26 protein-coding genes are annotated in these 22,852 nt (G+C 62.9%); 19 read left to right on the top strand and 7 right to left on the bottom strand.

From position 1 onward, the window contains the following. The coding region (locus DK261_RS07385) for a BON domain-containing protein (RefSeq protein WP_110175574.1) at positions 1-342 on the top strand (342 nt) is incomplete at its 5' end. A gap of 193 nt (positions 343-535) precedes the next feature. On the opposite strand, the gene argC is transcribed toward DK261_RS07385, so the two are convergent. Further along, positions 536-1,462, bottom strand: a complete 927-nt coding sequence (argC, locus tag DK261_RS07390; protein WP_110175497.1) for an N-acetyl-gamma-glutamyl-phosphate reductase — start codon at positions 1,460-1,462, stop codon at positions 536-538. Positions 1,463-1,574: 112 nt separating this feature from the next. Here argC and DK261_RS07395 point away from each other — a divergent pair, with 112 nt between their 5' ends. Further along, positions 1,575-2,459, top strand: a complete 885-nt coding sequence (locus tag DK261_RS07395; protein ID WP_110175498.1) for a LysR family transcriptional regulator — start codon at positions 1,575-1,577, stop codon at positions 2,457-2,459. Between the two features lie 12 nt (positions 2,460-2,471). Here DK261_RS07395 and DK261_RS07400 read toward each other — a convergent pair whose 3' ends face one another. Continuing rightward, a complete protein-coding gene (locus tag DK261_RS07400) occupies positions 2,472-2,843 on the bottom strand; it encodes a PH domain-containing protein (protein ID WP_110175499.1) in 372 nt (123 codons plus the stop codon). 454 nt (positions 2,844-3,297) lie between these two features. Between DK261_RS07400 and DK261_RS07405 the strand changes: the two genes are divergently transcribed. Genes DK261_RS07405 through DK261_RS07415 form a run of 3 tightly spaced genes read left to right on the top strand, consistent with a single transcriptional unit; the run spans position 3,298 to position 4,867 of the window. Then, the gene (locus DK261_RS07405) at positions 3,298-3,882 is read left to right on the top strand and encodes a PAAR domain-containing protein (RefSeq protein ID WP_110175500.1); all 585 of its coding nucleotides are present in this window, start codon (positions 3,298-3,300) and stop codon (positions 3,880-3,882) included. Continuing rightward, positions 3,882-4,454 carry a T6SS effector amidase Tae4 family protein gene (locus DK261_RS07410; protein WP_041988247.1) on the top strand — a complete coding sequence of 191 codons (573 nt, stop codon included), beginning with the start codon at positions 3,882-3,884 and terminating at the stop codon, positions 4,452-4,454. Before DK261_RS07405 ends, DK261_RS07410 begins: the two co-directional genes overlap by 1 nt. Then, positions 4,451-4,867 (top strand): hypothetical protein, encoded by a 417-nt coding sequence (locus tag DK261_RS07415; protein ID WP_110175501.1) that lies wholly within the window; start codon positions 4,451-4,453, stop codon positions 4,865-4,867. Before DK261_RS07410 ends, DK261_RS07415 begins: the two co-directional genes overlap by 4 nt. 53 nt (positions 4,868-4,920) lie before the next feature. On the opposite strand, the gene DK261_RS07420 is transcribed toward DK261_RS07415, so the two are convergent. After that, positions 4,921-6,183 (bottom strand): OprD family porin, encoded by a 1,263-nt coding sequence (locus DK261_RS07420; RefSeq protein ID WP_110175502.1) that lies wholly within the window; start codon positions 6,181-6,183, stop codon positions 4,921-4,923. 168 nt (positions 6,184-6,351) lie between these two features. Next, positions 6,352-7,245 carry a LysR family transcriptional regulator gene (locus DK261_RS07425; protein WP_041988244.1) on the bottom strand — a complete coding sequence of 298 codons (894 nt, stop codon included), beginning with the start codon at positions 7,243-7,245 and terminating at the stop codon, positions 6,352-6,354. A 125-nt stretch (positions 7,246-7,370) separates the two neighbouring features. Here DK261_RS07425 and DK261_RS07430 point away from each other — a divergent pair, with 125 nt between their 5' ends. From DK261_RS07430 to DK261_RS07485, 13 genes are all read left to right on the top strand, one after another. Next, the gene (locus DK261_RS07430; protein ID WP_177411706.1) at positions 7,371-8,498 is read left to right on the top strand and encodes a muconate cycloisomerase family protein; all 1,128 of its coding nucleotides are present in this window, start codon (positions 7,371-7,373) and stop codon (positions 8,496-8,498) included. 32 nt (positions 8,499-8,530) lie between these two features. Continuing rightward, positions 8,531-8,821 carry a muconolactone Delta-isomerase gene (catC, locus tag DK261_RS07435; protein ID WP_009044734.1) on the top strand — a complete coding sequence of 97 codons (291 nt, stop codon included), beginning with the start codon at positions 8,531-8,533 and terminating at the stop codon, positions 8,819-8,821. A 51-nt stretch (positions 8,822-8,872) separates the two neighbouring features. Then, the gene (gene catA, locus DK261_RS07440; RefSeq protein WP_009049930.1) at positions 8,873-9,802 is read left to right on the top strand and encodes a catechol 1,2-dioxygenase; all 930 of its coding nucleotides are present in this window, start codon (positions 8,873-8,875) and stop codon (positions 9,800-9,802) included. 166 nt (positions 9,803-9,968) lie between these two features. Further along, positions 9,969-10,925: an AraC family transcriptional regulator gene (locus DK261_RS07445; protein ID WP_110175503.1), complete on the top strand. Its 957-nt coding sequence runs from the start codon at positions 9,969-9,971 to the stop codon at positions 10,923-10,925. A 277-nt stretch (positions 10,926-11,202) separates the two neighbouring features. Next, entirely contained in the window at positions 11,203-12,564 is a 1,362-nt protein-coding gene (benA, locus tag DK261_RS07450; protein WP_110175504.1) for a benzoate 1,2-dioxygenase large subunit, read from the top strand. Further along, positions 12,564-13,052 (top strand): benzoate 1,2-dioxygenase small subunit, encoded by a 489-nt coding sequence (benB, locus tag DK261_RS07455; protein ID WP_110175505.1) that lies wholly within the window; start codon positions 12,564-12,566, stop codon positions 13,050-13,052. Before benA ends, benB begins: the two co-directional genes overlap by 1 nt. Before the next feature lie 10 nt (positions 13,053-13,062). Further along, entirely contained in the window at positions 13,063-14,076 is a 1,014-nt protein-coding gene (gene benC, locus DK261_RS07460; protein WP_110175506.1) for a benzoate 1,2-dioxygenase electron transfer component BenC, read from the top strand. Between the two features lie 154 nt (positions 14,077-14,230). Next, positions 14,231-15,004: a 1,6-dihydroxycyclohexa-2,4-diene-1-carboxylate dehydrogenase gene (locus DK261_RS07465; RefSeq protein WP_110175507.1), complete on the top strand. Its 774-nt coding sequence runs from the start codon at positions 14,231-14,233 to the stop codon at positions 15,002-15,004. A 170-nt stretch (positions 15,005-15,174) separates the two neighbouring features. Then, entirely contained in the window at positions 15,175-16,512 is a 1,338-nt protein-coding gene (locus DK261_RS07470) for an aromatic acid/H+ symport family MFS transporter (protein WP_110175508.1), read from the top strand. A gap of 80 nt (positions 16,513-16,592) precedes the next feature. Continuing rightward, positions 16,593-17,807, top strand: coding sequence for a benzoate/H(+) symporter BenE family transporter (locus DK261_RS07475; RefSeq protein ID WP_110175509.1), 1,215 nt, complete (start codon positions 16,593-16,595; stop codon positions 17,805-17,807). A 229-nt stretch (positions 17,808-18,036) separates the two neighbouring features. After that, positions 18,037-18,210 (top strand): hypothetical protein, encoded by a 174-nt coding sequence (locus tag DK261_RS33160; protein WP_009049922.1) that lies wholly within the window; start codon positions 18,037-18,039, stop codon positions 18,208-18,210. A 310-nt stretch (positions 18,211-18,520) separates the two neighbouring features. Further along, the gene (locus DK261_RS07480; RefSeq protein ID WP_110175510.1) at positions 18,521-19,606 is read left to right on the top strand and encodes a hypothetical protein; all 1,086 of its coding nucleotides are present in this window, start codon (positions 18,521-18,523) and stop codon (positions 19,604-19,606) included. 138 nt (positions 19,607-19,744) lie between these two features. Then, a complete protein-coding gene (locus tag DK261_RS07485; protein ID WP_028682047.1) occupies positions 19,745-20,098 on the top strand; it encodes a DUF1428 domain-containing protein in 354 nt (117 codons plus the stop codon). A 4-nt stretch (positions 20,099-20,102) separates the two neighbouring features. On the opposite strand, the gene DK261_RS07490 is transcribed toward DK261_RS07485, so the two are convergent. From DK261_RS07490 to DK261_RS07500, 3 genes are all read right to left on the bottom strand, one after another. Then, complete coding sequence (locus DK261_RS07490) at positions 20,103-20,642, bottom strand: phosphohydrolase (protein ID WP_053269528.1); 540 nt, start codon at positions 20,640-20,642, stop codon at positions 20,103-20,105. 142 nt (positions 20,643-20,784) lie between these two features. Then, a complete protein-coding gene (locus DK261_RS07495; protein ID WP_007922853.1) occupies positions 20,785-20,991 on the bottom strand; it encodes a 4-oxalocrotonate tautomerase family protein in 207 nt (68 codons plus the stop codon). 66 nt (positions 20,992-21,057) lie between these two features. Continuing rightward, positions 21,058-21,804 carry an SDR family NAD(P)-dependent oxidoreductase gene (locus DK261_RS07500; RefSeq protein ID WP_037005758.1) on the bottom strand — a complete coding sequence of 249 codons (747 nt, stop codon included), beginning with the start codon at positions 21,802-21,804 and terminating at the stop codon, positions 21,058-21,060. Between the two features lie 118 nt (positions 21,805-21,922). Here DK261_RS07500 and DK261_RS07505 point away from each other — a divergent pair, with 118 nt between their 5' ends. Beyond that, positions 21,923-22,843 carry a LysR family transcriptional regulator gene (locus DK261_RS07505; RefSeq protein WP_009049917.1) on the top strand — a complete coding sequence of 307 codons (921 nt, stop codon included), beginning with the start codon at positions 21,923-21,925 and terminating at the stop codon, positions 22,841-22,843. Positions 22,844-22,852: the final 9 nt, after the last annotated feature.

Consider the following 22,852-nt stretch of genomic DNA (forward strand, 5'->3'; position numbering starts at 1 on the left):
CATTCCTTCCAGCATTACTCCCATGGTCTGGAAATGGCCGTTCACGATGCCTGGATCACCACCAAGGTGAAGTCGGCCCTGGCCTTTGCCGAACCGACCCGCGGCCTGCATATCAATGTCAAAACCCATGCGGGTATCGTCACCTTGAGTGGTCGGCTCATCACCCATAAGCAGTGTGAGCAGGCCGTCAGCCTGACCCGTGCGGTGCATGGCGTCGTCGATATCGAGGCCAGCGACTTGCAGACCCATATGTTCACGCCGGGCAGCCTGCCTGAAGCGCCCAACGCTGAAGAGAGCCGCGAATACTCTTCGCAGTCGTCGACGAAGAAGGACGACAAATGACCAAGGCGATCGCTTGAGCGTCGCGCCGGGAAAACTGGCCAGCGCTGGGTTCGATAGCCCTTTCGGCAGGGGCTCAGAAGGATCATCAGCACGCTGAAAGCCCCACCTCAGCCGGTGGGGCTTTTTTATCAGGCACCAAAGGCAGCATGAAACCAGGCTACGTCTGGCCAGTTGCAACGCGCAGGCAATCCCTTCAGCCCATCGCGGCCAGCATCAAATCCAGATTCTCCACCGCCGCCCCGGCGGCGCCTTTGCCCAGGTTGTCGAACACCGCTGCCAGCAGCACCTGACCCTCACCCTCGAACACCATCAAGCGCATACCATCTGTGTCGTTCAGCGCCTGCGGATCAAGGCCCGTGAGTTCTTGTGCGTGCCGAAGCGACATCACCTGCACACAACCGCTCCCGGCGTAATGCTGCTCCAGACAGGCATGGATACGGGCGGCATCGACACCCGGGGCAAGCAGGCGCAATTGCAGGGGAATGGTCAGCACGATGCCCTGGCGAAACGCACCGTAGGCGGGGACGAACAGCGGCCGTTCGCTCAGGCCGCTGTGTTGCTGGATCTCCGGCACATGTTTGTGAGCCAGGCCCAGGCCGTAGATCTGAAAAGGGGCGGCTTTGGACGCATTTGGCCCTTCGTGGGCTTCGACCGCGGCGCGGCCGCCGCCGGAGTAGCCGGAGATGGCGTTGATGCTGATCGGGTAGTCCTGCGGCAGCAGCCCGGCTTGCAGCAAGGGGCGCAGCAGGCCGATGGCGCCGGTGGGGTAGCAGCCGGGGTTGCTCACCCGTTTGGCGCTGGCGATGCGTTGTGCCTGTTGCGGATGCATTTGCGCGAAACCGTAGGTCCAGTGGGGGTGGGTGCGGTGCGTCGAGCTGGCGTCGATCACCCGCACGGCCGGGTTGCGGATGCTGGCGACGGCGTCGCGGGCGGCATCGTCAGGCAGGCAGAGCAGGGCGATGTCGCAGGCGTTGATGGCTTCGGCGCGGCGTTGCGGGTCTTTGCGCTGGTTGGCGGCGAGGGTCAGCAGGTGCAGGTCGTTGCGGCCGCGCAGGCGCTGGTGGATCTGCAACCCGGTGGTGCCCTGGTCGCCGTCGATAAATACGAGGGGTGTGCTCATGCTGTGTGCTCGCAAGCGGGAAAAGTTGGGCAAATCTTCCGGCTGCAGCTGAAATAGAGAAAGTTGAATTTAATAACGCTAAGCTTCAGTTTTTCTGAATCTGGAGCGAGCCATGCGCGAAATCAGCCTCGACCGGTTGCGCACCCTGGTGGCGATTGTCGACCTTGGCTCCTTTGCCGAAGCGGCCCGCGCGCTGAACCTGGCGCCGCCTACGGTCAGCCTGCATATCGCCGACCTGGAGGCGCGGGTGGGCGGCTCGCTGTTGTCGCGCACCCGCGGGCGGGTGCAACCGTCAGCCATTGGCGAAACCCTGGTGGAGCGCGCGCGGCGCTTGTTGGCCGATGCCGAACAAGCGCTGGAGGATGTGCAGCGCCAGGTCCTGGGCCTGGCCGGGCGAGTGCGCCTGGGGGCGTCCACCGGCGCTATTGCCCAGTTGCTGCCCCAGGCCCTGGAAACCCTCGGCCAGCGGCACCCGGGCATCGACCTGCAGGTGGCGGTGCTGACCTCCCAGGAGAGCTTGAAGAAGCTCGCCGAAGGTTCGCTGGATATCGGCCTGGTGGCCTTGCCGCAAATCCCGGTCAAGGGCTTGCGCATCGAGCCCTGGCGCAAGGACCCGGTCATGGCCTTCCTGCCGGCCCGCTGGCAATGCCCCGACCCGGTGACCCCGCAGTGGCTGGCGGCCCAGCCCCTGATCCTCAACGACCACAGCACCCGGCTGTCGCGCCTGACCTCGGAGTGGTTCGCCCTGGGCGGGCAGCAGCCCACGGCGCGCATTCAGCTCAACTACAACGACGCGATCAAGAGCCTGGTGGCCGCCGGTTATGGCGCCACCTTGTTGCCCCACGAAGCCGCCACGCCGCTGCCCGACACGCGGATCGCCATGCGCCCGTTGCAGCCGCCGTTGTGGCGCCAGTTGGGCATTGCCCATCGGGACGGCGAGGTGGAGCGCTCGACCCAGCATGTGCTGGAGGTGTTGTGGGGGCTGAGCGCCGATTGACGACGGGTCGTCCTAGCCCAGCAGATGCTTGGAGATGTACTTGGAGATTTCCACCATCGAGGTCTTGCCGGTGAATTCGAACTTCACCCTGCCCAGCGACGAAAAGTAGATCTCCAGTTCGGAGTCCAGGTCGAAAGTGCCGGAGGTTTCCACCGAGTAAGCGACGATGTTTTTGTAGGGCAGGGAGGTGAAGTCCTTTTTACTGCCAGTGATGCCCTGCACGTTGACCGCGATGATGCGCTTGTTGGTAAACACCACGCCGTCGCGCATGGCTTTATAGGCATCGATCACCTGCTCGCCTTCCAGCAGCAGGGCGCTGACCCGCTCGGCGTATTCGTCGTTTTGCTTGAGTTTGAAGAAGCCTTTGTTGTTGAAGTCGATCATGGGTGGATCCTCGTTCTTGAAGTGAGTTGCCAGGGGGGAAGCTTTATCGGATCTGGCCTAGATACTACTGGCACCAATATCCTGTTTCGAATAAGTGAATGTCTACTCTTGGGACCGACACGTACCAAATCAGGTGCGTGAGTTCTATCAGGATGAAAAGTTAGCGCCAGATATAGAGCGGCTGATGTTTATTTACATTCATGGATCTGAATTCCTTTTCTCCATTTGGCGGGAAGACTATCCGTATTTTTAATCATGGCCTTTGTTGTGAGTTTGCTGTTTGGATATTGAAGAGCAACGTTATACCAAGAGTATGCTGATAACAGATGGTTGCTCTGGATATATCCTGGGTGGCTTTAAGATTGTTCCGATTGATTTGTCCCGAATAAATTATTTATGAAGAGATTGCCGTTTTGGTTTGAACGCGATTTTTTTGTAAGTAAAGGAGATTTATATGGGGCGGAAAATGATCGGGCTTGGAGCGCCAACATCGACTGGAGGGCGTGTACTGGAAGGTAACGTAGGTATTGATATTGATGGTTCGGTCAGTACGGCGTCAGTAGGACATATCGCAAGCTGCTCTGCTTGTAGTAAAGGCAAAGGGCCTATAGTAGCCGTGGGACCCAGAACGATTACCTTGCCTGCTGGATTGGTCGCTTTGGAAGGTGACTACGTTGCCTGTGGCTGCCCACCTCTTGTCAATACTTTAATTTCTGCACAGTCCTCTGTGTATGGTGGGGCTGAGCATAATAGTGCCGGCTTTATGGCCATTGCCGAGGTTCTGAAAAAGCCGAGGTTGATCAGAAGCATTTCTTTTTCATATGGAAGTGAGCGGGTACCGCTTGATGCGGTTTCGCGATTTTATGTTGACTTGAATATTCATGTAGAAACTTCAGGGTATGCAGTCGGCGAGATAGTGACTGTGAATTTAAACGGCGATACCGAGCGAACTTTGTCGGCAGTAGTTGGAGAGGATGGTGTCGCTGTTATTTTTGAGGCTTTCGCCCGTGACCGAATTGACATGGAAGGTGAAATGTAATGACCAGGATAGTTGTGAACTCGGGAGAGGTGTCCTCTACGGTTACGATCAAAAGGCCACGTTTCAGTGACTTGTGGGCCGCCTATGCTGAGGTAGGATATAGAGAAGCGGGGGCTGTATATGAGCTCGTTGGAGGTGAGGCTGCTGCATTGAGAAGGCAAAAGCCTATTGATTATGCAAACGCTTGCGCTCTTAGAATGAGCAGGGCTTTCAATAATGGAGGTTACAGGGTTCCGCGAGGTACGATCATTAAGAATAAGGCCATTTATAGGGTGCGTGGGGACGATGGGATGCCCTACATTCTACGGGTCAATGACATGATCGATTTCCTGGAGTTTAATTGGGGGAACCCGGATCTGGTTATGGCTCCCGGTGAGGATGAGGATATATCCGGGAAAAAGGGATTAATCATTGTCGAGGTTTCTGGTTGGAATGATGCCAGGGGACACGTCGTTCTTTGGAGTGGAAAAGAGACCAGTGACGGTTCTGACTACCAACGTCTGGACAGTCATGCCTATGAAAACTTCACGGCGTCACTGGTAAAGACCAATTATTGGGAGTTGAAAGGATGAAACGGATTTTAGCGGTATTGCTTTTGACCGCAGGCAATATGGGTAGCGTCGCTTACGCTGGGATTGATGTTGCAGCGGCCCGGCAGTCGTTGAAGAATTATGGTCTTGGCTATTGCATCGTTAATCAGTTTAAAGATGAGTCCGATGTGAAGAGCGATATCGAGTCGGCTATTGGCGCCTATTCCTTCATGGGGAGTGGTATGCACAGCATTCTTCAGAATGAAGACACCCTGGAGACTCTGCATAATCCTTATGATGCAACGACGGATTTTGTATTTTTCATGTATGAAAAAACCCAAGCCAGTAGCAAATATACGGATAGGAAAGTCGTGTTTTATGCCTGTCTCGATATCTATAACTCCAAGGCGTTTGACAATTTTATCAAGACGCAGGACCCGTACATTACACAATGATGGGTAAAGAGCTGGCCGAGCGCGATATCCAATATCGCGCTCGCTGCCCTGCCTTAAAACAACTTCCAGCTATAACTCAGCAACAACCGGTTCTCATTGATATCGGTCCGGTAATTCGACCTCGCCACCACATTGCGCACCTTGATCCCCAGCCCGCCCAACGGCCCGGACTGGATCACGTAGCCGATATCCAGGTCGCGCTCCCAGTCCTTGCCCTCAAAGCCCTTGCCGGTGTCGACGTTGTCGCCGCGGATATAACGCACGGTGCTGGTCAGGCCGGGCAGGCCGCTGGCGGCGAAGTCGTAGTCGTAGCGCAGTTGCCAGGAGCGTTCGTCGGTGTAGGCGAACTCGTAAGTTGGCACTTCGTTGCCCAGTGGGGTGATGTTGGCGAAGACCCGGGGGAAGGCGCTGTCGCCGAACATGCCCTGGTAGCCGACATAAAAAGTATGGCCGCCACGTTTGGCCGACAGCAGGGAGAAGAAGGCCTGGTTGTCGATGGCGCCGAGCAGCTGTTTGCCGTCCTCTTCGCTGTTGTAGTAGCCGAGGTTGGCGCCGAGTATCCAGTTGCTCAGCGGCTGGCTGTGTTTCAGGCCGAGGAAGCGCTGGTGGTAGATGTCCTCCAGCTGGCCGTACCAGGCGCTGAGGCTGGTGCGTTTGTCGTTGAAGGCGTAGTCGGCACCAAAGTAGTTGAAGGCGTCGCTGCTGACCGCGCGTTTCGGCACGTGGCCGAGCATGGCTTGCAGTTTGCCGTCGCCGGACTCGTTGCGCAGGCTGGTGGAGCGCAGGCGGCCGCCTTGCAGGGTCAGGCCGTCGATGTCGTTGGAGACGATGCTCGCGCCCTGGTAGGACGGCGGCAGCAGGCGGATATCGCTGAAGCTCAGCACTGGCAGGTTGGGTTGCAGTTCGCCGATGCGCAGTTCGCTTTTCGCCAGGCGCAGTTTCAGCGCCAGGCCGAGGCGGCTGTAGTTGTCGGCGGCTTCGCCGTCCTCCTGCACCGGCAGCAGGCCGCTGTTGACCCGGCCCTTGCCGCTGTCGAGCTTGAGCCCCAGGGTGCCGATGGCATCCAGGCCCACGCCGAGGGGGCCGGGGGTGTAGCCGGACTTGAAGTTGAGGATAAAACCCTGGGCCCATTCCTGGGCCATGGACTGCTCGGTGCCGCGGATATCCGAATAGTCGCGGCTGAAGAAGTAGTTGCGGGCCTGGAGGGTGGCGGTGGCGTCCTTGATAAAACCGCCTTCTTCGGCCAGCAGCGGCTGGGGCGCGCTCAGGCACACCGCGCTGGCGCCCAGCACGGCGAGGGTCTTTGCAGGTTTCATTGCTTTTACTCTTATTGTTATGGAAAGCAGTTCACTGCCGCGCAGGCTAGGGGCGGGTGTGGCGCGGGCACTATCCGTTGCGTGCAGACCTGTATCCCTTTTCTGCAGGCGTGCTTTTTTGCGGCAAGGGGAGGTGGGCGCAACCGCGAGTCGGTTGCGCGCGAGGCGTCAGGCGTCGGGGTGTTCGGCGCGCAGTTCGTCGATCATGCGCAGGCAGTGATTGAGCCCCGCGGAGACATCGCCGACCCGCCGACTGATGATGATCGGCGAGGTGGCGTTGGCTTCCAGTAGCGGGCTGAAGCCGATGTCATCGCGGTGCAGCAATTGCACCGAAGCCGGCACCAGGGTGATGCCGATGCCGGCACCCACTAGGCCGATGGCGGTCTGCAGTTCATTGGTCCACTGCACGATGCGGATATTCAGGCCGTGGGTGTTGAACAGCGCGATCACATGGTCGGCGTAGCTCGGACGCGGGTTACCGGGGTAGAGCACAAAAGGCTCGTCGGCCAGCTGCGCCAGGCTCACCGGCTGGCCGATCAGCGGATGCCCGGCGGGCAGGGCGGCCACCAGGCGATCCTCGGTCTGTACCTTCTGCACGATGGCCGGATCGTCGATGCGGATCCGCCCGAAGCCGATGTCGATGCGTCCGGCCTTGAGCGCTTCCACCTGTTGCAGGGTGGTCATTTCCGACAGCCCCAGTTCCAGGGCCAGGGTCTCGTGGCTGCGCAGGCGGCGGATCAGTTCCGGCAGCAGGCCATACAGGGTCGAGGGAGCGAAGCCGATGCCGAGCCAGGTCTTTTCGCCGTGGCCGATGCGCCGGGTGTTGTCGCAGACTTTGGCCAGTTGCTCCAGCAGCGCGCTGGAATGCTCATAGAAGAAGCGCCCGGCTTCGGTCAGGCGCAACGGCCGGCCGCGCTCCAGCAGCAATACCCCGAGTTCCTCTTCCAGTTGCTGGATCTGCCGGCTCAGGGGCGGCTGGGCGATGTGCAGGCGCTCGGCGGCCTTGGTGAAGTTGAGGGTCTGGCCCAGCACCTGGAAGTAACGCAGATGACGCAGTTCCATAAGGCCTCCGCAGGCAACGGTTGGATACCTTCAAGGTATCGATCCAGACCAATTCTATATTGGAACCCCGGAAAAAGCCGTACGAGAATCGGGTCCATAACTTCAAGAACCTGATGGGTATGGAAATGCTTTCGAGTGCCATTGAATCGATCGAAACAATCATCGTCGATCTGCCAACCATCCGCCCGCACAAGCTGGCGATGCACACCATGCAGAACCAGACCCTGGTGCTGATCCGCCTGCGCTGCGCCGACGGTATCGAAGGCCTGGGCGAGGCCACCACCATCGGCGGCCTGGCCTATGGCAATGAAAGCCCGGACAGCATCAAGACCAATATCGACCGCTTCTTCACGCCGCTGCTGCTCGGCCAGGACGGCGCCAATATCAATGCCGCCATGCAGCGCCTGGAGCGCAGCATCCGCGGCAATACCTTCGCCAAATCCGGTATCGAAAGCGCCTTGCTCGACGCCCAGGGCAAGCGCCTGGGGCTGCCGGTCAGCGAGCTGCTCGGCGGCCGGGTGCGCGATGCCTTGCCAGTGGCCTGGACCCTGGCCAGCGGCGACACCGCCAAGGACATCGCCGAAGCGCAAAAGATGCTCGACCTGCGTCGCCACCGCATCTTCAAGCTGAAGATCGGCGCCGGCGAGGTGGACCGCGACCTGGCCCATGTGATCGCGATCAAGAAGGCCCTGGGCGATCGCGCCAGCGTGCGGGTCGACGTCAACCAGGCGTGGGACGAAGCGGTGGCGGTGCGCGCCTGCCGCATCCTGGGCGGCAACGGCATCGACCTGATCGAACAGCCGATTTCGCGCAACAACCGCGCCGGCATGGTGCGCCTCAACGCCATCAGCCCGGCGCCGATCATGGCCGACGAATCCATCGAATGCGTGGAAGATGCCTTCAACCTGGCCCGCGAAGGCGCGGCCTCGGTGTTCGCCCTGAAGATCGCCAAGAACGGCGGCCCGCGCGCGGTATTGCGCACCGCGGCGATCGCCGAGGCGGCGGGCATCGGCCTGTACGGCGGCACCATGCTCGAAGGCGGCATCGGCACCCTCGCGTCGGCCCATGCCTTCCTGACCCTCAATACCTTGAGCTGGGACACCGAACTGTTCGGCCCGCTGCTGCTGACCGAGGACATCCTCGCCGAGCCGCCGCTGTACCGCGATTTCCAGTTGCACGTATCCCAAGCGCCAGGCCTCGGCCTGAGCCTGGACGAGGAGCGCCTGGCGTTCTTCCGTCGCGACAAAGCCTGAACTGCCATTCATCACGTCTTAAGGAGTGCACCATGCTGTTCCACGTCAAAATGACCGTGAACCTGCCGGTCGACATGAACCCCGAGCGCGCCGCCCAGCTCAAGGCCGACGAAAAGGCCCTGGCCCAGCGCCTGCAGGAGCAGGGCAAGTGGCGGCACCTGTGGCGCATCGCCGGCCTGTATGCCAACTACAGCGTGTTCGACGTCGACAGCGTGCAGGAACTGCACGACCTGCTGATGCAACTGCCGCTGTACCCGTACATGGCTATCGAAGTGAATGCGCTGTGCAGGCATCCTTCGTCCATTCATGCGGATGACCGCTGAGCCCTCGCCAGCCCGCTGCACACTCTAATAAATACAAGATGAGGAATAACCATGAACGTCCGAATTTCCCACACTGCCAGCGCCCAGAAATTTCTCGAAGAAGTCAGCGGCCAGTTCAACGACCAGGGCAACCCGCGTACCAAGGCCCTGGTGTACCGCATCCTGCGTGACACGGTGAACATCATCGAAGACCTCGAGGTGACCCCGGAAGAGTTCTGGAAGGCGGTCAACTACCTCAACGTGCTCGGCGCGCGCCAGGAAGCCGGGCTGCTGGTGGCCGGCCTGGGCCTGGAACACTACCTGGACCTGCTGATGGACGCCGCCGACGAGCAGGCCGGCAAGACCGGCGGCACCCCGCGCACCATCGAAGGCCCGCTGTACGTGGCCGGTGCGCCGCTGAGCCAGGGTGAAGCGCGCCTCGACGATGGCGTCGATCCGGGCGTGGTGCTGTTCATGCAGGGCCAGGTGCGCAACACCGCCGGCGAACCGCTGGCCGGGGCCATTGTCGATGTCTGGCACGCCAACACCGGTGGTACCTACTCCTACTTCGACACCACCCAGTCGGAGTTCAACCTGCGTCGGCGCATCGTCACCGATGCCGAAGGCCGCTACCGTTTCCGCAGCATCGTGCCGTCGGGTTACGGCTGCCCACCGGACGGTCCGACCCAGCAGTTGCTCGACCAGTTGGGCCGCCACGGCCAGCGTCCGGCGCATATCCACTTTTTCATCTCGGCCGACGACCACCGTCACCTGACCACCCAGATCAACCTCGATGGCGATGAATACCTGCACGACGATTTCGCCTACGCCACCCGCGACGAGCTGATCGCCAAGATCACTTTCAGCGACGATCAGCAGCGTGCGGCGCAGCACGGGGTCAGCGGGCGTTTTGCCGAGATCGACTTCGACTTCACCCTGCAGCCGTCGGCCCAGCCCGAGGAGCAGCAGCGCCTGGAGCGGGTACGAGCGCTGGAGGACTGACATCGCGGCAGATCCCGAATCGGGGCCACGGGATGACTTGACGGTTGTCCCGTGGTTTTTGCCATTGTGAACCGTGGTCGATGTTTTGCGTGATGTGCCAGCGGTGACGAACGATCACCGCCCGATAATAACAATCCCAATAATTAGAACTGGGAGTGACCCGCTTATGGAAACGCATCTGTTGAGTGAGCGCAGCAGGGTATTCGCCCAGGCCGATCCCTATGCCGTGTCCGGTTATGTCAACCAGCATGTGGGCAGCCACTGCATCCGTTTGCCCAAGGCCGGCAGTCCCCAGGCCAGCCTCAATCATCGGCAGTTCGCCAGCCTCGACCTGTGCTCGATCAGCTACGGCGGCAGCGTGCGCGTCACCTCGCCGGCGCTGGAAACCATCTACCACCTGCAAGTGCTGCTGCGCGGCCACTGCCTGTGGCGCGGCCATCGCCAGGAACATTACTTCGCCCCGGGCGAGCTGCTGCTGATCAACCCCGACGATCCGGTGGACCTGACCTATTCCGACGATTGCGAGAAATTCATCATCAAGGTGCCCACCCGCCTGCTGGAGTCGGTGTGCCAGGAGCAGCGCTGGCTGTATCCGGGGCAGGGGGTGCGCTTCGTGGGCAACCGCTACCAGCTGGATGAGCTGGAAGGTTTTATCAACCTGTTGGGCGTGGTCTGCCGCGAAGCCGAAGCCGTCGATTGCATCCCGCGGGTGCAGGAGCATTACGCGCAGATCGTCGCGAGCAAGATGCTCAGCCTGATGAAGACCAACATCCGGCGCGCGGGCCTGGGTTCGTCGTCGGCGACCTTCGAGACGATTGCCGATTACATCGAGCGTAATCTCAAGCAGGACATCGGCTGCGAGGAGCTGGCGCAGCAGGCGCAGATGAGCCTGCGGTCGCTCTATGCGCTGTTCGAGCGCAACGCCCGCAGCACGCCCATGCGCTACATTCGCCAGAAGAAACTCGAGCGGATCCACGCCTGCCTGCGCGACCCCAGCTGCAACGTACGCAACATCACCGAACTGGCCATGGACTTCGGCTTCCTGCACCTGGGACGCTTCTCGGAAAGCTACCGCAAACAGTTCGGCGAATTGCCGTCCGACACCCTCAGGCGCCGGACTTGATCCGGCTTTCGCTTCTGCTTCTGTAGGCGCAGCCGGTCGATGCTCGATTGCTCGCGATGGCGTCCTTCCAGACTCACCGCGTCGCCCACCATCGCCGGCAAGCCTGGCTCCTACAGAAGCCGTACTCACCGCGTTATCCGTAGCCGCTGCCCATGTAGGACTTGCCCTACAAAACTCTGCAGAAAACGGATAGTGGTCTGCACACAACGGATATTGCCCCCGCACACCCCGCCCTAGCATGAGCCTTGCCTGAATAAAAACAACGGAGGCGGCGGCCATGACCCTGCGACCCGAATACCTTCACTCCCTGCTTGAAGAAGACCGTGACCGGGGCGTCTACCGCTGCAAGCGGGAGATGTTCACCGACCCCCGGCTGTTCGACCTGGAAATGCAGCACATCTTCGAGGGCAACTGGCTGTACCTCGCCCACGAGAGCCAGATCCCCAACAACAACGACTACTACACCACCACCATGGGCCGGCAGTCGGTCTTCATCGCGCGCAACAAGGACGGCGAACTCAATGCCTTCCTCAATGCCTGCAGCCACCGCGGCGCCATGCTCTGCCGGCACAAGACCGGCAACAAGTCGTCCTACACCTGTCCATTCCACGGCTGGACCTTCAACAACTCCGGCAAGCTGCTCAAGGTCAAGGACCCGGCCGCCGCAGGTTACCCGTCGAGCTTCAACTGCGAAGGCTCCCATGACCTGACCAGGGTCGCGCGCTTCGAGTCTTATCGCGGCTTCCTGTTCGGCAGCCTCAACCCTGACGTGCTGCCCCTGGTGGAGCACCTGGGCGAGTCGGCGAAGATCATCGACATGATCGTCGACCAGTCCGCCGATGGCCTGGAAGTGCTGCGCGGTTCCTCGAGCTACATTTACGAAGGCAACTGGAAACTCACCGCGGAAAACGGCGCCGACGGCTACCACGTCAGCTCAGTGCACTGGAACTACGCGGCCACCCAGAGCCAGCGCAAGCAGCGCGAAGCCGGCGAAGAGATCAAGACCATGAGCGCCGGCAGTTGGGCCAAGCAGGGCGGTGGTTTCTACTCCTTCGACAAGGGCCACATGCTGCTCTGGACCCGCTGGTCCAACCCCGAGGACCGTCCGCTCTACGAGCGCCGCGACGAGTTGGCCCGAGACTTCGGCCAAGCCCGCGCCGACTGGATGATCGAGAACTCGCGCAACCTGTGCCTGTACCCCAACGTCTACCTGATGGACCAGTTCAGCTCGCAGATCCGCATCGCCCGGCCGATCTCGGTGGACCGCACCGAGATCACCATCTACTGCATCGCGCCCAAGGGCGAAAGCGACGAAGCCCGGGCCATGCGCATCCGCCAGTACGAGGACTTCTTCAACGTCAGCGGCATGGCCACCCCGGACGACCTGGAGGAATTCCGTTCCTGCCAGATGGGCTACCAGGGCAGCAACAGTGCCTGGAACGACATGTCCCGCGGCGCCGAACACTGGGTCGAGGGCGCGGACGACGCGGCCAAAGAAATCGACCTGCAACCGATCCTCAGCGGCGTGCGCACCGAAGACGAAGGCCTGTTCGTGATGCAGCACAAGTACTGGCAGCAAACCATGCTCGAGGCGCTTGCCGCCCAAGCCGCGCGAACCATTGCCGTGGAGGCTGTGTGATGAGCATTTCCCATGACACCGTGCGCGACTTTCTCTACCGCGAAGCGCGCTACCTGGACGACAAGGACTGGGACAGCTGGCTGGAGCTCTACGCCGCCGACGCGACCTTCTGGATGCCGTCCTGGGACGACAACGACCAGCTCACCGAAGACCCGCAGCGGGAAATCTCGCTGATCTGGTACGGCAGCCGCTGCGGCCTGGAAGACCGGGTGTTCCGGATCAAGACCGAGCGCTCCAGCGCGAGCATTCCCGACACCCGTACCTCGCACAACCTGAGCAACATCGAGGTGCTGGAACAGGCCGACGGCCTGTGCAAGGTGCGTTTCAACTGGCACACCCTGAGCTTTCGCTACAAGACCGTCGACAGCTACTTCGGCACCAGCTTCTACACCCTCGATGTGCGGGGCGAGAACCCGCTGATCAGGGCCAAGAAAGTCATCCTGAAGAACGATTACGTTCGTCAGGTCGTCGATGTCTACCACCTCTGAGGCGACTGCCATGACTCATCAAATCGCACTCAATTTCGAAGACGGGGTGACCCGTTTCGTCGCCGCCAACGCTGGCGAAACCGTGGCCGATGCCGCCTACCGCCAGGGCATCAACATCCCCCTGGACTGCCGCGACGGCGCCTGTGGCACCTGCAAGTGTTTTGCCGAAGCCGGGCGTTACGACCTCGGCGAGGAGTACATCGACGACGCGCTGACCGCGGATGAAGCCGAGCAGGGCTTCGTGCTGACCTGCCAGATGCGCGCCTTGAGCGACTGCGTGGTGCGGGTGCCGGCTTCGTCGCAAGTCTGCCGCACGGCCCAGGCCACCTTCGACGCCACCATCAGCGCGGTGCGCCAGCTGTCCGACAGCACCATCGCCCTGTCGATCAAGGGCGAGGCCCTGAGCAAGCTGGCGTTTCTGCCGGGGCAGTACGTCAACCTCGGCGTGCCCGGCAGCGAGCAGACCCGCGCCTATTCCTTCAGCTCGCTGCAGCGCGACGGCGAGGTCAGCTTCCTGATCCGCAACGTGCCGGGCGGCTTGATGAGCAGCTTCCTCACCGGCCTGGCGAAAGCCGGCGACCGCATGAGCCTGGCCGGACCCTTGGGCAGCTTCTACCTGCGGGACATCCGCCGGCCGCTGTTGCTGCTGGCCGGGGGCACCGGGCTGGCGCCGTTCACCGCGATGCTGGAGAAAATCGCCGAGCAGGGCAGCGAGCATCCGCTGCACCTGATCTACGGGGTGACCAACGACTTCGACCTGGTGGAAATGGATCGCCTGGAAGCCTTCGCCGCGCGCATCCCCAACTTCAGCTTCAGCGCCTGCGTGGCCAATCCCGAGAGCCGCCACCCGCTCAAGGGCTACGTGACCCAGCATATCGAGCCCCAGCACCTGAACGACGGCGATGTGGACGTGTACCTGTGCGGCCCGCCACCGATGGTCGAGGCGGTCAGCCAGTTCATCCGCGACCAGGGCATTGCCCCGGCCAATTTCTACTACGAAAAATTCGCCGCCAGCGCGGCCTGACAGCCCCCGCGCCCTTTGTAGGAGCGAGGCTTGCCCGCGATAGCGATAGTGCGTGCAACGCTGACCTTTCAGCCTGTCGGCTGATCGCGAGCAAGCTTCGCTCCTACAGAAGAAGGTGCGGTGGTGCGTCGGTATATTGGCATGAGGTTTTGAGATGAGCAGATTCGAGAAGAAAGTCGCCCTGGTCACCGGGGCGGCGCAGGGTATCGGCCGGCGGGTCGCCGAGCGCCTGGCCGAGGAGGGCGCGCGGCTGGTGCTGGTGGATCGCTCCGAGCTGGTGTTCGAGTTGCAGGCCGAGCTGGCCCCCAGGTTCGAGGTGCTGGCGCTGACCGCCGACCTCGAACAGTACGCCGAATGCAGCCGGGTGATGGCCGCCGCCGTCGAGCGTTTCGGGCGCATCGACGTGCTGGTCAACAACGTCGGCGGCACCATCTGGGCCAAGCCGTTCGAGCACTATGAAGAACAGCAGATCGAAGCCGAAGTGCGCCGTTCGCTGTTCCCCACCTTGTGGTGCTGCCACGCCGCGCTGCCCTACATGCTGGAGCAGGGCAGCGGCGCCATCGTCAACGTGTCGTCCATCGCCACCCGCAGCATCAACCGCGTGCCCTATGGCGCGGCCAAGGGCGGGGTGAATGCCCTGACCGCCTGCCTGGCGTTCGAGACCGCCGGGCGCGGGGTGCGGGTCAACGCCACCGCCCCCGGCGGCACCGAAGCGCCGCCACGGCGCATTCCGCGCAACAGCGCCGAGCAGAGCGCCGAGGAAAAGGTCTGGTACCAGCAGATCGTCGACCAGACCGTCGACAGCACCCTGATGAAACGCTACGGCACCATCGACGAGCAGGCCGCGGCGATCCTGTTCCTGGCCTCCGACGAGGCGTCCTACATCACCGGCATGGTCATGCCGGTAGGCGGTGGCGACCAGGGCTGAACCCTCAGGCGTCATCGAAAACCGCACCCTGACGGTAGGAGCGAGGCTTGCCCGCGATGGCGTCCGGCCTGGCACACCGCAGCGCTCCAATCGCGGGCAAGCCTCGCTCCTACAAGACTGCGTAAACGCACATCCGGTTTCTCATAAAACAACAACAAGAGTCAGATGCCATGCGAAATATAGACAGCAATCAATTGATCGACGGGGCACGCTTCAATGCCTTTCACTGGCGCGTGCTGTTCTGGTGCGCGCTGATCATCATCTTCGACGGCTACGACCTGGTGATTTACGGCGTGGTGCTGCCGGTGCTGATGCAGGAGTGGGGCCTGAGCCCGCTGCAGGCCGGGGCGCTGGGCAGCTATGCGCTGTTCGGCATGATGTTCGGCGCGCTGTTTTTCGGCTCGCTGTCGGAGCGTATCGGCTGCAAGAAAGTCATCGCCATCTGCGTGGTGCTGTTCAGCGGTTTCACCCTGCTCAACGGGTTCACCACCACGCCCACCCAGTTCGGTATCTGCCGCTTTATCGCCGGCCTCGGCATCGGCGGGGTGATGCCCAACGTGGTGGCGCTGATGAACGAATACGCGCCGAAGAAAATCCGCAGCACCCTGGTGGCGATCATGCTCAGTGGCTACTCGGTGGGCGGCACCCTGTCCGCCGGGCTGGGCATCCTGCTGCTGCCGAATTTCGGCTGGCAGGCGGTGTTCTATGTGGCGGCGATCCCGTTGTTGCTGCTGCCGCTGATTCTCAGGTTCCTGCCCGAATCCCTGGGCTTTCTGCTGCGCCAGGGCCGGGAAGACGAGGCGCGCCAGGTGCTGCAATGGGTCGAGCCGGGCTTCGTGCCGCAACCCGGCGACTCGTTCGTCAAGGCCAACCTCAAGAGCGCCGGCGCGCCGGTGGTGCAGCTGTTCCGCGAAGGCCGGGCGCTGAGCACCTTGATGCTCTGGGTGGTGTTCTTCTGCTGCCTGCTGATGGTCTACGCGCTCAACTCCTGGCTGCCCAAGCTGATGGCCAGCGCCGGCTACAGCCTGGGCTCGAGCCTGATGTTCCTGCTGGTGCTGAACCTCGGCGCGATCTTCGGCGCCGTGGGCGGCGGCTGGATCGGCGATCGCCTGCAGCTGCAAAAGGTCCTGGTGGCGTTTTTTGTCGTGGCCGCGGTGTCCATCAGCCTGCTCGGCTTCAAGAGCCCGCACGGGCTGCTGTACGCCCTGATCGCGATTGCCGGGGCGACCACCATCGGCACGCAGATCCTGGCCTTTGCCTGCGTCGCCCAGTTCTATCCGGTGACGATCCGCTCCACCGGCATTGGCTGGGCCTCGGGTATCGGCCGCAGCGGGGCCATCGTCGGGCCGCTGCTGGGCGGTGCCTTGGTGAGCATCGAGCTGCCGCTGCACTATAACTTCATGGCCTTCGCCATTCCGGGGGCGGTGGCGGCGCTGGCGATGTGTTTCGTCTACCAGCGGCCCGCCAAGGCGCTGCCGGTCAGCCAGGCCAGCGCGCCATCGCTGTAGTGATGCCATGACCGGCGCGGGCGCCCAGGTGCCTGCGCCGGCGGTTCAGTCATGCCATGCCTCAGGGCTTCGGAGCTTGCATGCGGCAGTTGATCGAGGACTTTTCGTTGTCGGCGCTGGTGGCCGGGTTTATCGCCACGCTGATTTCCTATGCGGGGCCGCTGGTGATCATCTTCCAGGCGGCCAAGGCCGCGGGCCTGCCCCGGGAAGTGTTGTCGTCCTGGGTCTGGGCGATTTCCATCGGCAGCGGGGTGCTGGGCATCGTCCTCAGCCTGCGCTTCAAGGTGCCGGTGGTCATCGCCTGGTCGGCGCCGGGCTCGGCATTGCTGGTGGCGTTGCTGCCGGGCATTGGCCTCAATGAGGCGGTGGGCGCCTACCTGGTGGCCAGCGCGCTGATCCTGCTGATCGGCCTGTGCGGCATTTTCGACAAGATTGTCGGCCGGCTGCCGGCGGCGATTTCCGCGGCGATGCTGGCGGGCATCCTGTTCAGTTTCGGTACCGGGCTGTTTCGCTCGATCCAGGATAAACCGCTGCTGGTCGGGGCGATGTTCCTCACCTACCTGCTGTGCAAGCGCCTGTGGCCGCGTTATGCGGTATTGGCCGTGCTGCTGGTGGGCTGCGCCATCTCTTTGACGATGGGCGATATCGACCGCTCGGCGCTGGTGATCGGCCTGGCCACGCCGCACTGGATCAGCCCAGCGTTCAGCTGGAACGCTGTGCTCAACGTCGCGCTGCCGCTGGTGGTGGTGGCCCTGACCGGGCAATTCGTGCCGGGCATCGCCGTGCTGCGCAACGACGGCTACCGCACGCCGGCCAGCCCGATCCTCGCCAGCAGTGCCTTCGCCAGCCTGTTGCTGGCGCCGTTCGGTTGTCACGGGCTGAACCTGGCGGCGATCACCGCGGCCATTTGCACCGGCCGCGAAGCCCACGGAGAGCCGGGCAAGCGCTATGTGGCCGGGGTCATGGGCGGGCTGTTCTACCTGCTGCTGGGGATCTTCGGCGCGACCCTGGTTTCGCTGTTCAGCGCCTTCCCCCGGGCCTTGATCGCGGCCCTGGCCGGGCTCGCGTTGTTCGCCGCCATCGGCGGCGCCCTGAGCAGCGCCATGGCCGTACCGCGGGATCGCGAAGCGGCGCTGATCACTTTCCTGGTGACGGCGTCGGGCATGTCGCTGTTCGGTTTGTCGGCGGCTTTCTGGGGGCTGCTGTTTGGCCTGGTGGCCCATGGCGTGCTGACCCTGCGTCGCCCGCAAGCCTTGCCTGCGGCGGGGGAGGCACCGGTCCAGGCGCGTAATTGACAGCACCCTGTATCGAAATCCTTGCACAGGCGAATCGTCACCGGCACGGCCTGTGCCTGCGGGCCTGCCGTGCGCTGCTGTTGAGTAAACGCGTGAATCCCCGGAAATCTGTGGGTTTTTCGATACAACCCTTACCCATTCTTTACCTTCATGCGCTGCTCGATGTCGCGCAAACGCTGTCTGAAACGGCGAGAAACTTGTGGTTCTCGTCCTGAAAGAGAGTGAAGTGATGATGTTGAGTCGAGTTGCAAAAGTGGCGGTAGTGATCGCCTTGTTGTCGTCCCTGTCGGGCTGCTGGATGTTCTTCCCACCGGGTGGCGGCGGTGGTGGTCATGGCGGTGGTGGTGGCGGTGGCCAGCATGGCGGTTTTGGCGGAGGTCCCGGTGGTGGCGGCCCACGCTGACCGCGGCTGACCCGAGCCTGTAGGAGCGAGCTTGCTCGCGAAAAATCCCAAGGGCGACGTGGAGCGTCAGACACACCCTGTTGTCCCTATCGCGAGCAAGCTCGCTCCTACAGTGACCCTGCTGGTTGCAGATACCGCGTCGCCGACAAGCAAGCGGCTGGTCGGATGCGCTGTTGCAAACCCCTTCTCGAGCCTGGGGCGCAGACCCCAGCACCTATACTCAACCCAGGCATGGTCGTGTGGTACCCGGTTGAAGCCTGCCCCGTCGTGGGCGGGTGGCCGTGGTCGACGCTGTGCGAGGGTTGCCATCTTGTACCTGCGTGCGCTGATCGTCGTGATGCTGCTGGTGCTGGCCGGGTGCGCCGCGACCCAGCGCGTCCGCGAGGCGGTGGCGCCGGTGGTGGTGCCGCCCAGCACCTGGCGCCAGGTGGACCGCGAGATCGCCCAGGCTTCGCAAGAGGCGGTGATCCAGGTCAAGGTGTTTGCCCGCGGCTCCATGGAGCACTGGCGGGTGCGGGTCTACGCAGTCACCGAAGAAACCTTCATCCCCTGGTTCAGCAGTTACTGGACCCAGGAATGGATGGCCATGAAAGTCAGTTGGTACAGCCTCACCGCCGGCGACGAGGAGGACGCGGCGGCGACGCGGCTGGCGGCCTACCTCAAGGAGCAGTATCAGGAACAGGTGCTGGCACCGGTGGCGGTGGAGATCGACCCGGATGCGATTCTCAACCAGGCCACGGAGTTCTATGTCGAGCTGCTGGACAAGCAGGTGCAGGTCATTGCCCAGCGCTATCGGCTGCCGGCCAAGCAGCTCGATCAACGGCTCAATGGCATCCAGGCAATTCGCCTGGGGCCGCCGCCGGCGCGCGATGCGTCGTTGTACCAGGTGCTGCACGCCAAGCCCTTGACCACGCTGCCGGCCTACTCGGCGCTGTACCAGCAGATCCATAGCGCCCCCGCGGGCACCGGCGAGGTGTCGTCCGAGGCCGGGATTGTCTCGGTGGCCAGGCAGGCCAGCGAAAAATTCGAAGCGCAGATGGCCGGCCGTGGCATTGCCGGTGCCGCGTCGGCGGTGGCCGGCAAGGTCGCCGGGGCGGTGATCTCCCTGGGGGCCGCAGGGTTTCGCGCGATCGCCCATGAGAGCGACCGGGCCGAGACCGAGGCGCAGATTCGCCAGAGCCTGGGCAAGGCGTTCGATCAGGCCTGGTTCAAGCTGTTGAACAACACCGGCAACGGGGTGATGGCCGGGGTGTATTACCTGGCCGGACAGGTCGAGGGCGAGCTGGGCAAAAGCGCGGTGCCGAACCCTCCGCTGGAGACCGTGCCGGGCACCGTGCATCCGCCTGCCACGCCGGGCCTGAGCGCCCCGGAAACCGGCTGGCACCCGGAGCCATGAAGCCCGTCGGTCGGTCTCCCGGTTTTTTTCGCGCCGGCCTGTCGATTGTCGGCGATGCGGATCGACCAGTTCCCAGAAGCCGCGACCGATACCCAGGTCGGGCCTTGATGTCCAACCCCAATCAGCAGGAGCAGGATCATGTCTTATGTCGATGGTTGTGTCCTGGCGGTACCCACCGCCAACCGTGAGGCCTTCAAGCAGCATGCAGAGACCGCGGCGAAGGTGTTCAAGGAGTTCGGCGCCCTGAGCGTGGTCGATTGCTGGGGCGACGATGTGCCCGAGGGCAAGCTGACCTCGTTCCCCATGGCGGTCAAGCTCAAGGCGGAGGAGACCGTGGTGTTCAGCTGGATCATCTGGCCGTCCCGTGAAATCCGCGACGCGGGCATGCAAAAAGCCATGGAAGACCCGCGGCTCAAGCCCGACGCCTGCCCGATGCCGTTCGACGGCCAGCGCATGATTTATGGCGGGTTCAAGATGCTGGTGAATGCCTGAGGCATCACCAGCGGAACATCGGCAATGGCCGCAGCGGCGTACGCAGCAACTGCCGGGCCGAAGCGCGCGCCAACATCCAGTGAAAACCCTGGTCGGGGTAGCGTGCCTGGACCTTGCGGATAAACGGGCGGGGCAGGCCGAAGCTGAGCAGGCCCAGGGAGACGTCGATCGTGTCGGCCTGCCGGAACGCTTCGATACTCGCGGCGTGGGCCTGGCGATAGGGGCGCAGTTTGTGATGCTGCTCGATCAGCGCGCTGACCTGCTCATCCAGCAGCGATTCGCCGCGCTCGGCCAGAAAGGCCCGGGCCAGTTGGATCGACGGCGCCAGGTAGTCGAGGGTGCCATGAGTCCAGATACCCAGGTCATGAAAGGCCGCGGCGACCTGTACCGCCGAGGACAGCGGCCGGTCCTGCGGGTTGAGCGCGGTGTAGAAGCTCAGCACGCGATATATATGATTGCGATAGCCGGGCAGGTCCTTGCCGATCACCGTGGCGTAAGAGGCAAGGATCTGTTCGGTGAGCGGGCATTCGAGAACGACGTCCATGTGGTCTGCTCCGGGTCTGGAAGGGCGACAGTATAAGGCTCGGCGCAGGGCTTGAGGATGCGGGCGTCACGGCGTATCGACAGGTCGCGGATCGATTCAACGCCAGGAACAAAGGGCGGACCAGATGCTGGCCGCCCTTTTTTCATTGCGCCGTTCGCTGGCGGTATTCGGTGGTGGTCATGCCGGCGTAGCCCCAGTTGTCGGTGTCGACTTCCTCGATGACGATGTGGGTCAGTTCCGGGGCCTTGTTCAGCACCCGTTGCAGGGTTTCGGTGATCTCGCGGATGACCTGGGCTTTCTGTTCGCGGGTCACGCCGTCACGGGTGATGCGGACGTTGACGAAAGGCATGGCATTACTCCTAAGGAAAGGATGGAGGTTGCAAGGGACGGGAGGCACGCGGGCCTCCCGCCGGGTTTACCATTTGCCGCTGCTCATGCCGCCGTCCACCGGCAGCACCACGCCGGTGGTGAAGCCGGCGCCGGACAGGTAGAGCACCGCGTCGGCGATTTCCTCGATGCGTCCGACCCGTCCGGCCGGTTGCAGGCCGTCGAGGAAGGCGCGGTGCGCCGGGTCGTGCATCGGCGTGTCGATGATCCCCGGGGCCACCGCGTTGACCTGGATGTTGAACGGCGACAGCTCCAGGGCCAGGGCGCGGGTCATCTGGTTCACGCCGCCCTTGATCAGCACCGGCAACGCCGCCGGGACCGCCAGGTTCGGTTGCAGCGCGACGCTGGCGCTGATGTTGATGATGCGACCCTGGCGCCGCTCGATCATGTGCCGCGCGGCGGCCTGGGAGGCGTAGACCACGCCCTTGAGGTTGGTCTCCAGCAGGCTTTCCAGCTCCTCGGGGCTGTAGTCGATAAACGCCTTGGGCAGGAAGAAGCCGGCGTTGTTGACCAGCACATCGACCTGGCCGAAACGGTCGATGGCGCGTTCGACCAGCTGCGTGGCGGTGGCCGGGTCGGCGATGTCGCCTTCGACCCCGAGAAAACGCTCGCTGTGGCCCAGGGTTTCGGCCGCCGCGGCCAGTCGCTTTGCCGAGCGGGCATTGCCGACCACGTTGTAGCCGCGGGCCAGGTAGGCCTGGGCCAGGCCGAGGCCGATGCCGCTGGAGGCGCCGGTGATGATGACGGTGCTGTTGGGGCTCAGGTTGAGGTTCATGGTGATAGTCCTGTTCTGCGTTGAGAGAAGTTCCAGCGCTGTTGGGCAGAACTATATTTGTGTGCCGAATACTGATAAATAGCGCCCCAGGTACTTCACTTGATACATGGTGTAATCAATGAGTCGGCAATTCGACGATGTGCTGCTGGGCAGCATCGAGCTGTTCTGCATGGCGGCGGAGATCGGCAGCTTTACCGGCGCGGCGCTGGCGGCTGGAGTCACGCCGGCGGCGGTCAGCCGCTCGGTGTCGCGCCTGGAAGAGCGGCTCGGCGTCCGCCTGTTCGTGCGCACCACCCGCAGCATCCGCCTGACCGACGGCGGGCGCGACTATCACCAGCAATGCCGCAGCGCGCTGAACCAGATGCTCGAAGCCGAGCGCCAGTTGACCGGGCAGCAGCTGGCGCCTTCCGGCACTTTGCGCATCAGCCTGCCGACCACCTACGGCCATCTGCGCATCCTGCCGCTGCTGCCGGAGTTTCGCCGGCGCTACCCGCAGATGCGGGTGGAGGTCAACCTGAGCAACCGCAATATCGACTTTGTCGAAGGGGGCTACGACATGGCGATCCGGGTGCGCGCGCAGCCGGATTCCGGGTTGGTTGCGCGGTTGCTGGAGGACGCCGAACTGGTGGTGTTTGCCGCCCCGGATTACCTGGCGCGGGCCGGTACCCCGCAGCGGCTCGACGACCTGGCGCAGCACGAGTGCATCCAGTTCGAGCTGCCCAGCAGCGGCCGGCGCATCGCCTGGCTGTTCAACGGCCCCGACGGCCCCTGTGAAGTGCTCGCCGAGGGGGCCTACGTGTGCTCCGAGGACCTGCTGGGGGGCGTGACCCTGGCCAGGCATGGCGCCGGCCTGTTCCAGACCTACCGTTTCATGGTCGAGCGCGAGCTGGCCGAAGGGTCGCTGGTGGAGGTGCTGCAGCCTTACGGTGGCCGTTCGCGGCCCTTCAGCCTGCTGTATCCCCACAGCCGGCATGTGCCGTTGCGCCTGCGCGCCTTTATCGATTTCCTGCTGGAGAAACAGCCGGACTGGAAGACCTGAAGCGGGGAT

This window comes from Pseudomonas sp. RW409 (assembly GCF_003184125.1).
Lineage (GTDB): Bacteria > Pseudomonadota > Gammaproteobacteria > Pseudomonadales > Pseudomonadaceae > Aquipseudomonas > Aquipseudomonas chlororaphis_I.

Excerpts from the sequence above, each read along its gene's own strand:
- DK261_RS07485 (WP_028682047.1), top strand. The coding sequence starts at position 19,745 with ATGTCTTATGTCGATGGTTGTGTCCTGGCGGTACCCACCGCCAACCGT.
- catA (WP_009049930.1), top strand. The coding sequence starts at position 8,873 with ATGAACGTCCGAATTTCCCACACTGCCAGCGCCCAGAAATTTCTCGAA.
- DK261_RS07400 (WP_110175499.1), bottom strand. The coding sequence starts at position 2,843 with ATGATCGACTTCAACAACAAAGGCTTCTTCAAACTCAAGCAAAACGAC.
- benA (WP_110175504.1), top strand. The coding sequence starts at position 11,203 with ATGACCCTGCGACCCGAATACCTTCACTCCCTGCTTGAAGAAGACCGT.
- DK261_RS07410 (WP_041988247.1), top strand. The coding sequence starts at position 3,882 with ATGACCAGGATAGTTGTGAACTCGGGAGAGGTGTCCTCTACGGTTACG.
- DK261_RS07490 (WP_053269528.1), bottom strand. The coding sequence starts at position 20,642 with ATGGACGTCGTTCTCGAATGCCCGCTCACCGAACAGATCCTTGCCTCT.
- benC (WP_110175506.1), top strand. The coding sequence starts at position 13,063 with ATGACTCATCAAATCGCACTCAATTTCGAAGACGGGGTGACCCGTTTC.
- argC (WP_110175497.1), bottom strand. The coding sequence starts at position 1,462 with ATGAGCACACCCCTCGTATTTATCGACGGCGACCAGGGCACCACCGGG.
- DK261_RS07425 (WP_041988244.1), bottom strand. The coding sequence starts at position 7,245 with ATGGAACTGCGTCATCTGCGTTACTTCCAGGTGCTGGGCCAGACCCTC.
- DK261_RS07445 (WP_110175503.1), top strand. The coding sequence starts at position 9,969 with ATGGAAACGCATCTGTTGAGTGAGCGCAGCAGGGTATTCGCCCAGGCC.
- DK261_RS07415 (WP_110175501.1), top strand. The coding sequence starts at position 4,451 with ATGAAACGGATTTTAGCGGTATTGCTTTTGACCGCAGGCAATATGGGT.
- DK261_RS07430 (WP_177411706.1), top strand. The coding sequence starts at position 7,371 with ATGCTTTCGAGTGCCATTGAATCGATCGAAACAATCATCGTCGATCTG.
- DK261_RS07465 (WP_110175507.1), top strand. The coding sequence starts at position 14,231 with ATGAGCAGATTCGAGAAGAAAGTCGCCCTGGTCACCGGGGCGGCGCAG.
- DK261_RS33160 (WP_009049922.1), top strand. The coding sequence starts at position 18,037 with ATGATGTTGAGTCGAGTTGCAAAAGTGGCGGTAGTGATCGCCTTGTTG.
- catC (WP_009044734.1), top strand. The coding sequence starts at position 8,531 with ATGCTGTTCCACGTCAAAATGACCGTGAACCTGCCGGTCGACATGAAC.
- DK261_RS07470 (WP_110175508.1), top strand. The coding sequence starts at position 15,175 with ATGCGAAATATAGACAGCAATCAATTGATCGACGGGGCACGCTTCAAT.
- DK261_RS07395 (WP_110175498.1), top strand. The coding sequence starts at position 1,575 with ATGCGCGAAATCAGCCTCGACCGGTTGCGCACCCTGGTGGCGATTGTC.
- DK261_RS07505 (WP_009049917.1), top strand. The coding sequence starts at position 21,923 with ATGAGTCGGCAATTCGACGATGTGCTGCTGGGCAGCATCGAGCTGTTC.
- DK261_RS07405 (WP_110175500.1), top strand. The coding sequence starts at position 3,298 with ATGGGGCGGAAAATGATCGGGCTTGGAGCGCCAACATCGACTGGAGGG.
- DK261_RS07495 (WP_007922853.1), bottom strand. The coding sequence starts at position 20,991 with ATGCCTTTCGTCAACGTCCGCATCACCCGTGACGGCGTGACCCGCGAA.
- DK261_RS07420 (WP_110175502.1), bottom strand. The coding sequence starts at position 6,183 with ATGAAACCTGCAAAGACCCTCGCCGTGCTGGGCGCCAGCGCGGTGTGC.
- DK261_RS07500 (WP_037005758.1), bottom strand. The coding sequence starts at position 21,804 with ATGAACCTCAACCTGAGCCCCAACAGCACCGTCATCATCACCGGCGCC.
- benB (WP_110175505.1), top strand. The coding sequence starts at position 12,564 with ATGAGCATTTCCCATGACACCGTGCGCGACTTTCTCTACCGCGAAGCG.
- DK261_RS07475 (WP_110175509.1), top strand. The coding sequence starts at position 16,593 with ATGCGGCAGTTGATCGAGGACTTTTCGTTGTCGGCGCTGGTGGCCGGG.